Source organism: Natronospira proteinivora (assembly GCF_024170465.1).
GTDB classification, from domain to species: domain Bacteria; phylum Pseudomonadota; class Gammaproteobacteria; order Natronospirales; family Natronospiraceae; genus Natronospira; species Natronospira proteinivora.
In genome coordinates, this window is the sequence record NZ_JALJYF010000002.1 from 87,680 (window position 1) to 101,263 (window position 13,584).

Below are 13,584 nucleotides of genomic sequence, written 5' to 3' on the forward strand. Positions count from 1 at the left end.
ACAAGACTTGACCTTCCAATGATTGGAAGGTTTATCTTGATGTTGAATCCAAGCCAGTACACAGCGAAGGGAGCGGGCATGGAACAGGGTGCTTACCAGATCGCTGATGCCGCCCGGGCCTCCGGGGTATCGGCCCGCCTGATCCGGCATTACGAATCACGGGGGCTGATCCCCGCCCCTCACCGGGGTGCCAACGGCTACCGCTATTACCAGCCTCGGGATATCGAACGCCTTCGCTTCGTTCATCGGGCTCGAAACCTGGGCTTTTCCCTGGCCCAGATCCGGCAATTGCTGGATCTTTGGCAAAACCGGCAGCGCAGCAGCCAGGAGGTCAAACGCCTGGCCCTGTCCCATATTGCCGAGCTGGAAGCGAAAATCCGCGAACTCGAAGACATGCGCAACACCCTCAGGCACCTGGCCGACCACTGCCAGGGCAATGATCGCCCAGACTGCCCCATCCTGGATGATCTGGCCGGGCAGGCCGAGCCGCATGCCGCATCGAATAAGGGACAATGAGCATGAACGAAACAAGGCAGACGAAAAGCGATGAAATCAGGCTGCAACTACAGGGCTTGAGTTGCGCCGGCTGTGTGCGCCGGGCGGAGCAGGCCTTGGCGGACGTGCCGGGCACCGCCCAGGCGGAGGTGAATCTGGCCACCGAATCCGCCATCGTTCGCTATGCGGACACGCCCCCCGAGCTGAAGGACGTATTGGCATCGCTGCGCAAGGCCGGTTACCCGGCCGTCGAGGATGAGGTGGAACTGACCATCGAGGGCATGCACTGCGCTTCCTGTGTAGGCAAAGTGGAAAAGGCACTGGACCGCCTCCCCGGTGTATCGTCGGCCCGGGTCAACCTGGCCACGGAATCCGCCCATGTCCGTCTCCTGCGGGGTGCCGTGAACCCGCAAGCCCTGGAACAGGCGGTGGCCTCCGTGGGCTACCGAGCCCGCCTCCAGGAAGGGCAGACTGACGATCGAGGGGAAGCCGAGCGCGAGGCCCAGCGTGGCAAGCTCAAGCGCAGCCTGATCCTGGCCGCGGCCCTGACCCTGCCCATTTTCATTCTCGACATGGGCGGGCACTTCATCCCACCTTTCCATCACTGGCTGGCGGAGACCTTCGGTCAGCAGAACATCTATTACCTCTTCTTCGTGCTGGCCAGCATTGTGCAGTTCGGGCCGGGGCTTCGTTTCTACAAGCAAGGCCTGCCCACCCTGCTGCGGGGTGCGCCGGACATGAATTCCCTGGTCATGATCGGCACCAGTGCCGCCTGGGCCTATTCCGTGGTGGCCACCTTCATTCCCGGCATCCTGCCCGAGGGCACCGCCCACGTGTATTTCGAAGCCTCGGCGGTGATCATCACCCTGATCCTGGCCGGGCGCTTCATGGAAGCGATTGCCAAAGGCCGCACCAGCGAGGCCATCCGCCGGTTGATGAAGCTGCAGGCCAAGACCGCCCGGGTGATCCGTAACGACGAGGCCGTGGAAACCCCCATTGACCAGGTCCAGGCCGGCGATGAAATCCAGGTCCGGCCCGGCGAACGCATCCCCGTGGACGGCGAAGTCATCGACGGCCAATCCCGGGTGGATGAATCCATGGTCACCGGTGAACCCCTGCCGGTGAAAAAGACGGCGGGCGATGAAGTGGTCGGCGGCACCATCAACGACAGCGGCAGCCTGCGCTTTACCGCCACCCGGGTCGGTGGCGACACCGTGCTGGCCCAGATCATCCGCATGGTGGAAAAGGCCCAGGGGGCCAAGCTCCCCATCCAGGCACTGGTGGACCGGGTCACCGCCGTGTTCGTGCCTATCGTGATTGCCGTGGCCCTGCTCACCTTCGGCGTCTGGATGGTCTTCGGGCCGGCGCCCGCTCTGAGCCTGGCCCTGGTCAATGCCGTGGCCGTACTCATCATCGCCTGCCCCTGCGCCATGGGCCTGGCCACGCCCACCTCCATCATGGTGGGCACCGGGCGAGGCGCCGAACTGGGCACCCTCTTCCGCCAGGGCGAGGCCCTGCAGCGGCTGCGGGAAGTGAATGTGGTCGCCTTCGACAAGACCGGCACCCTCACCGAGGGCGGCCCGGCGCTCACGGATATGGATACCCAAGCCGGCTTCGAGGAAGCACGCGTGCTGGCCATGGCCGCCGCCGTGGAGGACCACTCCGAACACCCCATTGCCCGGGCCATCGTCACTGCCGCCCATGAGCGAAATCTCAGCCTGCCCACGGCCAGCGATTTCGACAGCCACACCGGCCGGAGCGTGACCGCAACGGTGGATGGTGACGCCATCACCATCGGCGGGCCCGGCCTGATGAGCGATCGCGGGGTGGATATCGCCAGCGTCCAGTCCCGGGTGGATCAATTGGCCGACGATGGCAAGACCCCGGTCTTCGTCCTGATAAACGAGCAGCTGGCCGCTGTCTTGGCGGTGGCCGATCCCATCAAGCACGACACCGCCGAGACCATCCGGCGCCTGCATGCACTGGGCCTGGAAACCGTCATGATCACCGGCGACAACCGCCGCACCGCCGAAGCCGTGGCCCGGGAAGTGGGCATTGGCCGGGTCTTGGCCGAGGTCCGGCCCGACGGCAAGGTGGAAGCGGTAGAGCAACTGCAGCAGGAACAGCGAAAGGTGGCCTTCGTCGGAGACGGCATCAACGATGCCCCCGCCCTGGCCCAGGCCGATGTGGGCATCGCCATCGGCAGCGGCACTGATGTGGCCATCGAAAGCGCGGATGTGGTCCTGATGGGTGATGAGCTGGCCGGTGTCCACCGGGCCATACGACTGTCCCGGGCCACCTTGAGAAACATCCGTCAGAACCTGTTCTGGGCCTTCGCCTACAACACCGCCCTGATCCCCGTGGCCGCCGGCGTCCTCTACCCCGTCATGGGGTTGTTGCTCTCCCCCATGTTCGCCGCCCTGGCCATGGCCGCATCGAGTGTCTGTGTCTTGACGAATGCCTTGCGATTGAGACGGTTTGCGGCTTGAGAAATAGCTTGGTCTCACGCAAAGTCGCCAAAACACCGAGGGTCGAAAGAGGATATCTTGCGCGGAGAAACCGCAACACCGTAGGAGCGAATTTATTCGCGATAACCATCCGATGCCGAGACGGCATCTACATGCGATCGCGGATAAATCCGCTCCTACGGTTTCTGGAGCCCACCGCATATGGTTCTGTTATGATGTAACGCCTTTTTCTCAGCCCAGCCCCACAACTCATGACTGTTGATTCCCCCGCCAAGGCCGACATTCACCAGGCAAGACTGCTGGTTGCAGCTGCCCTCATACTGCTTTTTGTTTCAGGTTTTGCCGCCCTGGTGTATCAGGTGTTGTGGCTGCGGGAGCTGGGGCTGCTGTTTGGGGCCACCGCCCAGGCGGCGGCCACCACCATTGCCGTGTTCTTTGCCGGCATCGCCGCCGGGGGCTGGTTCTGGGGGCGGCTGGCGTCACGCTTTGAGCGCCCGCTTTTGGTCTTCGGGCTGCTGGAGCTGGGGGTGGCGGCCACCGCGCTTTTGCATTTCGTGCTGGTGGATGCCTACCACGCCCTCTACCCGGCCATTTACGCCATTGCCGGGGATCACCTGGGGCTCAACACCTTATTTAAGGGCATGCTGGCCTTTACCGTGCTGTTTCCGCCCGCCTTTTTGATGGGCGGGACCCTGCCCATGATGGGCCAGCACCTGATCCGCCAACCCCAGGACCTGGGCCGGACCGGTTCGCTCCTCTATGCCCTCAACACTCTGGGCGGGGCCAGCGGGGCCTTTGCCGCGGCCTTTGTCCTGCCCCTGGCGCTGGGCTTTGTGGGGGCCTATCTGCTGGCCATCGGCCTGGACCTACTGGTGGGGGTGGCGGCCATTGCCCTGGTGCTCAGCTTGGGACAGCTGCCGGCGCCTGCCTCCACCCAGGCCCCGACTGACAGTAGCAAGACCGCCCCCTCCGCAAGCGCCGCATTGGCGCCAATAAAAAGCGGTTTCCGGCGGGGGCTGGTGTGGTGGCTGGCCTTCCTTTCCGGCTTTCTCACCCTGGCGGTGGAAGTGCTGTGGACGCGGATGTTCGCCCAGGTACTGCAGAACTCCGTCTATACCTATGCGGTGGTGTTGATCCTGTTTTTGGGGGCCCTGGCGATCGGGGCGTCTGTCGCCAACCGCTTGGCGGCCCGGCGCCTGAACCCGGTGGCGGTCACCGCCGGGCTGCTGGCACTGTCGGGGGTAGCACTGGCCACCACGCCGTTCAGCTTCCACGCCGTTACCGGCGGACTGGCCTATATGGGTCAGGACGGGGGCTTTGTTCGCTACATCATCAGCGTGTTTGCCCATGCCGGGGCGGTGATGCTCATCCCCGCCATCCTGCTGGGTGCGCTTTTCCCCTTCCTGCTGCGGGCCCTGGAGCGGGATGACGTGGTGCCGGGCAAGGCCATCGGGCGCCTGGTGGCGGCCAATACCGTGGGCGCCATCCTGGGTTCCCTGGTAGCCGGCTTCGGCCTGCTGAGCCTGATCGGGCTATGGCCGAGCATTCTTTTGATGGCCGGCGGATACCTGGTTTTGGCGGTGGTCACCATTGGCCTGCATCCGCTACGTCATCGCCTGGCCTGGGCGGTTGCCTGTGCCAGCCTCATGGTGCCCTTGCTGGTACTGGATACCGGCCAGCTCAACCGCCTGCAGCTGGCCCCCGGCGAGCGGGTCATTGAGCTGGTGGAAGGGGCCCATGCCACGGCGGCCGCCACGGAGCGGGACGGCCACCGACTGATCCGGGTGAATAATTTCTACCGCCTGGGCGGCACCGGGGCCCTGGACTCAGAGCGAAACCAGGCCCGCATCCCCCTGCTGGTGCATCCCGACCCCGAATCGGTCTTCTTCCTTGGTCTGGGCACCGGGATTACCGCCGGGGCGGCGGGAGATTTCCCGGTGGAAGTGATCACCATTTGCGAACTGCTGCCGGAAGTGATTCAACTGGCAGAGCGCCACTTCAATGAACCGGCCCGGGGCCTGTTTGACGACGAGCGGGTACGGATCCGGGCCGAGGACGGTCGAAACTGCCTGGCCGGCAGCCGCCGGCAACACGATGTGATCATCAGCGACCTGTTCACCCCCTGGCGGGCCGGCACCGGCAATCTCTACACCGTCGAGCACTATGAGATCGTCAAGTCGCGACTGGCCGAGAACGGGGTCTTCGCTCAGTGGCTACCCCTTTATCAACTGTCACGGGAAGAGTTCGAAACCATTGCCCGCACGATCAACTCGGTTTTCCCGCAAGTCGTGCTCTGGCGGGGCGATATGTACCCCAAGGGGCCCATCGTGGCACTCATTGCCTATGGCGAAGAGACCACCTTGCCCTTGGAGGCAGTCCAGGCCAATACCCAGGCCATGGCTGCCCCCGGCACCGACCCGGACGCCACCCTGGCCGCGCTGTTGCGCTTTTATATCGGCAATATCGGGGAAAGCGGATTGATGGAGGACGGCCCCGTCAATACCGACAACCGGCCGATCATTGAGTACGGCGCTCCCCGGACCCAGCGAGGCGAGGATGAATGGTTCGTGGGCATGGAACTGGCCCGTTTCTACGAGGCCCTCGCCAATGCCCTGCCACCGGCGCAAGACCCCTACCTGAACGGCTTAAACGAGGCCCAGCGGGGTTATGTCACCGCCGGACTCAGCTATTACCGCTACATGGTGTTGCTGAGCGAGGGCCATGAACAGGCCGCCCAGGTTTTCCTGGAAGACTTCCTGGAACGCACCCCCTTCGATTTCGCTCCCGACCCGGCCAGTGACGATAACGCACCCACCGGTTGGGAGGCTGGGCGTTAGTTAGTTTCAGACTGGATGCCCAAAGACATCAAGACATTGCGCTGCGCCTCAGCCCCTTTGCGAGAGCACATTCGCGCGGGGCTCGACTGGACAGAATCCGGCGGCTCCCCCAAGATACGCCCCTTGCCAAGGCATTCATTCAATCAGCGAGGAAGGGCCATGAGCAGCGGGGACAATGCGCTGTATTCCGCCGACATCAAGAGTCTCGAGAAGATCCACAGCGGCAAGGTCCGGGACCTGTATGCCGTGGATGAGCACCACCTGCTGGTGGTGGCCTCGGATCGCCTGTCGGCCTTTGACGTGGTCCTGCCCGACCCCATTCCGGGCAAGGGCGAGGTGCTGACCGCCATCTCCAACTTCTGGTTTGCCCGCACCACCGGCATCGTGCCCAATCATATTGCCGATATGACCCTGGAACAGGCCCTTCCCGACGAGGTCGAACGGGCCCGGGTAGCCAGCCGGGCCATGGTGGTCAAGCGCCTTAAACCGCTGCCCATTGAGGCCATTGTCCGGGGCTATTTGATCGGTTCAGGCTGGAAGGACTATCAGCAAAGCGGCAGCGTCTGCGGCATCAGCCTGCCCCAGGGCCTCAAACAGGCCGATATCCTGCCCCAGCCCCTGTTCACCCCTTCCACCAAGGCGGCCGTGGGCGACCATGATGAAAACATCGGCTTTGATGAAGTCGAGCGTCTGCTGGGTGAAAAACTGGCCCAAGAAGTGAAGGAAGTCAGCATCGCCCTTTACACCTATGCGGTCAAACATGCCGAATCCCGGGGCCTGATTATCGCCGATACCAAATTCGAATTCGGCCTGGACGAAAATAACCGACTGCACCTGATCGATGAGGCTCTGACACCGGACTCGTCCCGTTTCTGGCCCGCCAGTGAATATGCCCCGGGCATGAGCCCGCCCAGCTTCGACAAGCAGTTCGTACGGGATTACCTGGAAACCCTGGACTGGGACAAGACAGACCCGGGCCCCAAACTGCCGGCGGATATTATCCGCAAGACCGCGGAAAAGTACCGCGAAGCCCAGAGATTATTAACAGAATAATCATCCCCCTTTCCCACGGCTGAGGGGCGCAGCAACCGACATCTTGATCCGCCCGGGGAGACGATCTTGAATAATGCCGGCAAGGGCATTCTGGGCAGTTTGCTGAGCAGCACCCGCGATTTGCTGCCCATTGTCGCGGTGGTGGCCTTTTTTCAGCTGATTGTCATCGGTAGCCCCCTGCCCGATTTGCTGGCCCTCCTCCAGGGCATGTTGTTCGTCATCATTGGACTGACTCTCTTCGTGCATGGCCTGGAAACCGGCCTCTTTCCCATCGGCGAATCCATGGCCAAAGCCTTTGCCAGCAAAGGCAGCGCATTTTGGCTGCTGGTGTTTGGTTTCTCCCTGGGTTTCGCAACCACGATTGCGGAGCCCGCATTGATTGCCATCGCCGGCGAGGCCGCCACGGTCGCCGCCGCAGAAGGCCGCATCGCTTCGGATCAAGCCGCCCAGGATGCCTGGGCGCTTGGATTGCGCATCACGGTGGGGCTGGCAGTGGGATGTGCCATCCTGCTTGGGGTGCTGCGCATTCTGCTGGGTTGGCCACTGCATTATCTGATCATCGGTGGTTACGGCCTGGTCATGGCCATGACCGGTTTCGCCCCGGAGGAAATCGTCGGCATTGCCTATGACGCGGGGGGTGTCACTACATCCACCATCACCGTGCCCCTGGTCACTGCTCTGGGGGTGGGACTCTCCATGGCCATTCGGGGACGAAATCCGGCCATCGACGGCTTCGGCCTGATCGCCTTTGCTTCCCTGACGCCGATGATCTTCGTGATGATCTATGGGGTGCTTAGCTGATGGATACCACCCTGGCGGATTTCACACAGGCCTTTCAGCTCACCCTGTGGAGCACACTCAAGGATGTGGCCCCCATTCTGGCCGTTATCCTGGTGTTTCAATTCCTGGTGCTGCGCCGCCGCATCCCCAACCCCTGGCGAATGATCAAGGGCGGGCTGTACGTAATTGCCGGCCTGGTCTTCTTTCTCATGGGTCTGGAACAGGCCCTGTTCCCCTTGGGCCGCTCCATGGCGGAACAACTGACGGCACCTGAGTTTATTCAGGGGAGCGATGCACCCACCGACGTTATTGCCCATTGGAGTGATTACTACGCCGTCTACCTCTTCGCCTTCAGCATAGGGGCGGCGGCGGTCATGGTGGAGCCTGCCGTCATTGCGGTCGCCATGAAGGCCCATCAACTTTCCGGTGGCGCCATCCACGCGAATCGACTGAGAATCGCAATTGCCGTCGGGGTAGGTGTGGGCATTGCCATTGGCTCATTCCGCATCGTCACGGGCGGCTCCCTGCACTATTTCATTCTTGGCGCCTACTGCATTGTCATCATTCAGACCCTGTTTGCACCACGCCACATGATTCCGCTGGCCTATGATTCTGGCGGGGTTTCCACTTCCACGGTCACGGTGCCCATCGTGGCCGCCCTGGGCCTGGGGCTTGCCAGCAGCCTGCCAGGCCGTAGCCCCTTGATCGATGGCTTTGGCATGATTGCCTTTGCCGTGATCTTCCCGGTTATCTCCGTTCTCGCTTTTGCCCAGATTGCCCATTGGCGGGGACGCTCACATGCGAAGGGAGACAGTCACGATGAAACTGAAACTAATCATCGCACTGGTGAATGACAACCATACCGACCAGGTTTTGAACGCCGCCCGTGAAGCCGGTGCCACCGGCAGCACCGTTATTAATAATGCACGTGGCGAAGGACGACATCCTCGCAAGACCTTCTTCGGCCTGGAACTGACCGCCCAATGCGATGTGCTGCTGTTTCTGGTGGAAGAGGGACTGGCCGAGAAGGTCATGAAAGCCGTTAATCGGGCCGGTCAGTTCGATACCCAGTCCGGGACCGGCATGGCCATCCAACTGGCCGTGGAACATGCCACGGGCCTGGACGGCCAATTGGAAGCCATGATGGCCCAACAGCACACACAGCAAAGGGATGATGCGCAATGACGGCACTTGAACTGCGAGCAGGGTCCAAAGCCCTTGCCCGTGTTCGTGAGCATGGACTGAGGCCGGAGCAAGTAAAGTCGGTAACCGCCGCATCGGGCGGTCCCAAGTGGCTGATTCTCTCCGAATTCGACCGCTATTTCTTCGGCCAGTGGCTGGCCGATGCCCAGCAACCCATCACTCTGACGGGTTCTTCCATCGGCGCCTGGCGCATGGCCATTCAGGCCCAGGCCGATCCCCAGATGGCACTGGATCGTTTCCTGCACAGCTATGTGTATGAGCAACGCTATCCCCGGCGGCCCGGGCCGGCGGTCATCTCCGCCGAATGCCGACGCCTGCTGGACCTGGCCCTGGGGGATAACGGGGCCCGGGAGGCGGTGACCAATCCCCGCCGTCCCTTGCGCATCATCACCTGCCGAATGAAGCCGGAGAAGCGGCTGTCCGGACCCGGACTGTATTCAAGATTGCTGGGCGCGGCACTGGCCAACCGACGGGATCGACGGCGCCTGGGGCGCTGGGTCCGCCGCAGCCTGTTCGAGACCCAAGCGGCGGCCGCCACCCTGGCCGCCCCCGATGATCTGCCCACGGAACGCTTTGAACTCACGGCCGAGAACCTGCGTCCCGCCCTGCTGGCCAGCGGTGCCATTCCCGGCATCATGGAAGTCATGCACGATATCCCCGGCGCCAAGGCCGGCACCTATCTGGACGGCGGGATCACGGACTACCACCCGGCCCTGCCGGATGCGGTGGGCGACGGCATTCGCGTCTTTCCCCATTTCTATCCCGCCGCCATCCCCGGCTGGTTTGATAAATCCAGATGCGAGCGCCACAACCAACTGCCTGGCCTGGACAACACATTGATCATCGCCCCTTCACGGGAACTCGTGGCCAGCCTGCCCCACGGAAAGATCCCCGACCGCAAGGACTTTTACCGCTTCCATGACGCGGAACGCATAGCCTATTGGGAGCAAGTGGTCGATGCTTCCCGGCAAATGGGGGAAGCCTTCCTGGCGCTGGCCGAATCCGGCCAGGTGGCGGAACAGGTCAAGCCCCTCTGAACGGCTGCACGGGGACATGGCGCCGTCCATGGGCCCTCTCATTTAGTGGGACTTGGATTTGTCAAAGTGGCGTTCCATGAGGGAGATGATGCCCATCTCGTCCAGGCTGTCCAGACGGGCTTCGCCAATGAACTCAAGATCCTCACCGCCGGGGGTACCGATGCCGATGCCTACACTGTCCGGCATGGAGTCCTTGAGGATGAACATCAAGCGTTGATTGGAACGCCGATCATCAATGCTCACCGCATCCACGTCATCTCCCAGGCGACGCAGACTTTCATTGCTGGCACCCACCACCGTGAAGGCGTCCGAATGCTTGGCATTGAAGGCCTCGTTGGCGGCGGTGGCCTTGTCCACCAGGCTTTGCAAGCGTTCGCCGAACATACTCATTATTCAAACCTCCGTTCCACACCCCGCCCCGGAGTACCCAGGGGCGGGATGGATTCGGCTTCGGGTTGCGTCACGGGTTGTTCTTCCAGGGTCTGGAGCAGTTCCTCAACCGCCCTTTGCAGCTGGGCATCCTCTCCCCGCCAAGTGGCGTGAGGCTTGTTCTCCACTTCGATGTCGGGGGCAATGCCGCGGCCCTCCACGATCCAGCGGCCATCCGGATCGAACACCGGCAGGGAGGCAGCGCGCATCAGACCCCGGTCCACCAGGCGGTTCTGGTCACTTAACCAGACACCGGCCCCGGCGGTTTGCTGGCCGATAAGCGGCCCGAGACCGAGGGATTTCACCCCGGCGGAGAAGGTCTCGCCATCGGAGTAGGTGAGCGGATCGATCAAGACCGCCAAGTGCCCACGGAAGGCGTTCTGCATGTTCCAGAACGGGGCCTGACCCGGCGGCTGCCAGAAGGACCAGGCCCGGCCCAGCAGCTTTTCAATGATCCAGGAATCGATATTGCCGCCCCGGTTGCGGCGCACATCGATAATGAGCCCGTCGCGGTCGATATTGGCGTAGAACTCCCGGGCAAAATCGGCAATGTCGTTGGGGCCCATGGCGCGCAGATGCAGATAACCGATACGGCCGTCAGACATTTCCTCCACCGCATTACGACGGCTTGTCACCCAGTCCCGGTAACGCAGGGCATCGTTCTCCCAGCCATGGACCGGCTTGACGATCACCGAGCCGGTCTCGCGGCCACGACGATAATCCAGGCGAGTCTGCTCCCCCGCCTGCCAGGCCAGCAGCTGATGGATATGATCCACCTCCGTCACGGCACGGCCATTCACATGGGTGACCACATCGCCTTCACGTAAATTCACACCGGGCCGGGCCAGGGGAGAGCCCTGGCTGGGCAGTTCAGGATCGGTCTGGTAGATACGGCTGATCCGGGCACCCTCTTCCACGGGCTCAAAATCCGCCCCCAGGAAGGCCGGACGGGCGGACTCCGGATCATCCCGGTAATCACCGCCCCGTACCTGGGAATGCAGCACGCCCAGCTCGGCCACCATCTGGCCCATTAGATCGTCCAGCTCGCGGCGATCGGCAATGCGGTCCACGAAGGGCTCGTATTTCTCCCGCACCGCTTCCCAATCGACGCCCCGCATCTCGGGATCAAAGAGAAAATCTCGCTGCATGCGCCAGGCATCGGCGAACATCTGCCGCCATTCCACGGCCGGTTGAACGGGCAGACGCCAGTTGCCGATACGCACCCGGGCCTCTTCCAGATCACCCGGCATCTCACCACCGGCCGGCACGATAAAGAGCTCGCCATTGCGACGCACCATCAGTCGGTCCCGTTCCGCCGAGACCTGCAAAAGATCCAGATTCTCGCCAAAGGTCTCCAGGCGCGGGCGGTCCTTGCCGAAATCAATGGTATGAACCAGCGGACTACCCTCGGTGGGCCGGTCAATTAGAAAGAGTCGGTCGGCCCCCACCACCAGGTTGTCATAGTTACCGGGGTCCACCGGTACCTGGAACAGGCGCTCGGCCAGGCCATCCCAATCGATGCCCGGAATATCATCGGTCTCGCCATGATCGGGACGCTCCTCGATCAGCTCATTGCGCGGCTGCAGAGGAAAGACGTTGCCCTCCTGCAGGCTGATGGCAAAGAGCTGGGCCCGGCGATCGAACATGGGGCCCATGTTGCGATCCCCCCAGGGAGAACCCGGCGTGGCTCGGAAGTGACGGTTGGAGAGGAAGTACAGCCAGCGACCATCGGGGCTGAAGGCTGGTGCATAACTTTCATAGCGATCACTGGTGAGGGTATGCAGCCCGCCCCGGCGGGTCTCATAAAGCAGGACCTGCACCCGCTGCTGTTCACTGTCCGGCCGTACCAGTGCCAGGCCACTACCGTCCGGTGACCAGACCAGGTCCCGATAGCCCTGTCCTTCAGAATCATCAATCTGTTGATTACGGCCCCGGCGGGTGTCATAGAGGAACAGTCGTCCGTCCATGTCCTGGTGCGCCACGTAACGACCATCCGGGGAAATGCTCAGACCGGTACGCTGGGTCTGGGCATCGTCGGTGAGCTGCTCACCGTCACCACGGCCATCGGCCGGAAAACGCCAGAGTTCCACTTCATCACTGGCATCCACAAAGGCATAGACCCACTGGCCGTCCGGGCCCAGCACCGCTTCCCGGGCACGGCTGGCCTCAGGCAGTTCGATTTCAATACGGCGCAACTCGCCGGTACCGACAATGGCCAGCCTGCCCCGGGCCGTCAGCGCCACCCGATCCCCCTCGGGGGCGAAATGGATCGAGTCCAGGTAATCCATGGGGCTGTCCAGCCAGCGTTCCCGGGCATGGGCGCGATCCGTGGACAAGCGAATATCAACTTTCAGGTCCTCGCCACTGACCGTGTCCAGCAGTCGAATGTCAGCGCCGTGTTGATAAACAATGCGTCCCTCATCTCCCATACTGGGGCGACGCACCTCAAAATTCTCATGTTCAGTCAGCGCCGTGAATTCACCGGACTCCGGATCCAGTCGGCCCAGGTTGTAGAGGCCACTGACATCACTCAGCACAAAGAGATTCTCACCATCGCTCATGGGATGATTCAGGTTAGCATCGTGATCCAGTCCGATACGGTGGGCCTCTTCGTCGCCTTCAAGATTGAATGCCCAGAGCTGGGCCATGGCGCCACCTCGGTATTCGCGGGCATTGTCCGCCGTCACTGCCAGACCAAATCGGGTAAACACCAGTTGGGAGTCTTTCAGGAAAGCGCCTTCACGGGCATCTGCCAAGGGCAGCTCGCTGATCTCGAGGCTCTCAGGGTCAACCTGGTTCAACAGCCAGTACCAACTGGGCCCCACCCGATTGTTACTGGCGAAAAGAACCTTCCCTTCCGGCGTCCAGCCCTCCACCTGGACATGTCCCCCTTCCCAAGTAATCCGTTGCGGCTCCCCGCCACTGGCCGGCATGACATAGACATCGGCATTGCTCTCATATCGGCCAGTAAACGCTATCCACTCTCCATCCGGCGAAAAATGTGGCGCGCTGGCCTCTGAAGCGTGACTGGTGAGGCGGCTGGCGGTTCCACCATCTACGGAGACGGACCACAGATCACCTTCCGCAGCAAAAACCAGGGTGTCCTCGTGCAAAGTGGGTGATTGATAGTAGCCAAGCGTCCCGGCCAGGACTGGCGCGGTCACGAGGGACAAAGTGGTCAGCAAAAGGGCGCGAAAGAGCATTCTTCACTCCTGAACAGGCTAGGACAATTGGGGCGTCATTCCAATAGAATGTCATTTATACCGAAAACAAGAGGAAAAT

10 protein-coding genes are annotated in these 13,584 nt (G+C 62.2%); 8 read left to right on the plus strand and 2 right to left on the minus strand.

From position 1 onward, the window contains the following. The first annotated feature begins 78 nt into the window (after window positions 1-78). The 8 genes from cueR to J2T60_RS07760 all read left to right on the plus strand — a co-directional run bounded on the left by cueR (window position 79) and on the right by J2T60_RS07760 (window position 9,873). Window positions 79-516, plus strand: a complete 438-nt coding sequence (cueR, locus tag J2T60_RS07730; protein ID WP_253447942.1) for a Cu(I)-responsive transcriptional regulator — start codon at window positions 79-81, stop codon at window positions 514-516. Then, entirely contained in the window at window positions 513-2,984 is a 2,472-nt protein-coding gene (locus J2T60_RS07735; protein WP_253447944.1) for a heavy metal translocating P-type ATPase, read from the plus strand. The genes cueR and J2T60_RS07735 overlap by 4 nt, the downstream gene beginning before the upstream one ends. 230 nt (window positions 2,985-3,214) lie before the next feature. Then, window positions 3,215-5,800, plus strand: coding sequence for a fused MFS/spermidine synthase (locus J2T60_RS07740; protein ID WP_253447947.1), 2,586 nt, complete (start codon window positions 3,215-3,217; stop codon window positions 5,798-5,800). 159 nt (window positions 5,801-5,959) lie between these two features. Then, complete coding sequence (locus J2T60_RS07745; RefSeq protein ID WP_253447950.1) at window positions 5,960-6,853, plus strand: phosphoribosylaminoimidazolesuccinocarboxamide synthase; 894 nt, start codon at window positions 5,960-5,962, stop codon at window positions 6,851-6,853. A gap of 66 nt (window positions 6,854-6,919) precedes the next feature. Continuing rightward, on the plus strand, window positions 6,920-7,654 hold the full coding sequence (locus tag J2T60_RS13465) for a DUF1538 family protein (protein ID WP_445376052.1): 735 nt from the start codon (window positions 6,920-6,922) through the stop codon (window positions 7,652-7,654). Continuing rightward, window positions 7,654-8,487 (plus strand): DUF1538 domain-containing protein, encoded by an 834-nt coding sequence (locus J2T60_RS13470; protein WP_445376053.1) that lies wholly within the window; start codon window positions 7,654-7,656, stop codon window positions 8,485-8,487. Before J2T60_RS13465 ends, J2T60_RS13470 begins: the two co-directional genes overlap by 1 nt. Next, window positions 8,453-8,818: a P-II family nitrogen regulator gene (locus tag J2T60_RS07755; RefSeq protein ID WP_253447952.1), complete on the plus strand. Its 366-nt coding sequence runs from the start codon at window positions 8,453-8,455 to the stop codon at window positions 8,816-8,818. Before J2T60_RS13470 ends, J2T60_RS07755 begins: the two co-directional genes overlap by 35 nt. Next, the gene (locus J2T60_RS07760; protein ID WP_253447955.1) at window positions 8,815-9,873 is read left to right on the plus strand and encodes a patatin-like phospholipase family protein; all 1,059 of its coding nucleotides are present in this window, start codon (window positions 8,815-8,817) and stop codon (window positions 9,871-9,873) included. Before J2T60_RS07755 ends, J2T60_RS07760 begins: the two co-directional genes overlap by 4 nt. Window positions 9,874-9,915: 42 nt before the next feature. On the opposite strand, the gene J2T60_RS07765 is transcribed toward J2T60_RS07760, so the two are convergent. After that, the gene (locus J2T60_RS07765) at window positions 9,916-10,263 is read right to left on the minus strand and encodes a hypothetical protein (RefSeq protein ID WP_253447959.1); all 348 of its coding nucleotides are present in this window, start codon (window positions 10,261-10,263) and stop codon (window positions 9,916-9,918) included. After that, a complete protein-coding gene (locus J2T60_RS07770; protein WP_253447962.1) occupies window positions 10,263-13,505 on the minus strand; it encodes a S41 family peptidase in 3,243 nt (1,080 codons plus the stop codon). Before J2T60_RS07770 ends, J2T60_RS07765 begins: the two co-directional genes overlap by 1 nt. Window positions 13,506-13,584 lie beyond the last annotated feature (79 nt).

Bases quoted from the DNA above. Each gene is read 5' to 3' on its own strand.
- J2T60_RS07735 (WP_253447944.1), top strand. From the start codon at position 513: ATGAGCATGAACGAAACAAGGCAGACGAAAAGCGATGAAATCAGGCTG.
- J2T60_RS13470 (WP_445376053.1), top strand. From the start codon at position 7,654: ATGGATACCACCCTGGCGGATTTCACACAGGCCTTTCAGCTCACCCTG.
- J2T60_RS07755 (WP_253447952.1), top strand. From the start codon at position 8,453: ATGAAACTGAAACTAATCATCGCACTGGTGAATGACAACCATACCGAC.
- J2T60_RS07740 (WP_253447947.1), top strand. From the start codon at position 3,215: ATGACTGTTGATTCCCCCGCCAAGGCCGACATTCACCAGGCAAGACTG.
- cueR (WP_253447942.1), top strand. From the start codon at position 79: ATGGAACAGGGTGCTTACCAGATCGCTGATGCCGCCCGGGCCTCCGGG.
- J2T60_RS07760 (WP_253447955.1), top strand. From the start codon at position 8,815: ATGACGGCACTTGAACTGCGAGCAGGGTCCAAAGCCCTTGCCCGTGTT.
- J2T60_RS07745 (WP_253447950.1), top strand. From the start codon at position 5,960: ATGAGCAGCGGGGACAATGCGCTGTATTCCGCCGACATCAAGAGTCTC.
- J2T60_RS07770 (WP_253447962.1), bottom strand. From the start codon at position 13,505: ATGCTCTTTCGCGCCCTTTTGCTGACCACTTTGTCCCTCGTGACCGCG.
- J2T60_RS07765 (WP_253447959.1), bottom strand. From the start codon at position 10,263: ATGAGTATGTTCGGCGAACGCTTGCAAAGCCTGGTGGACAAGGCCACC.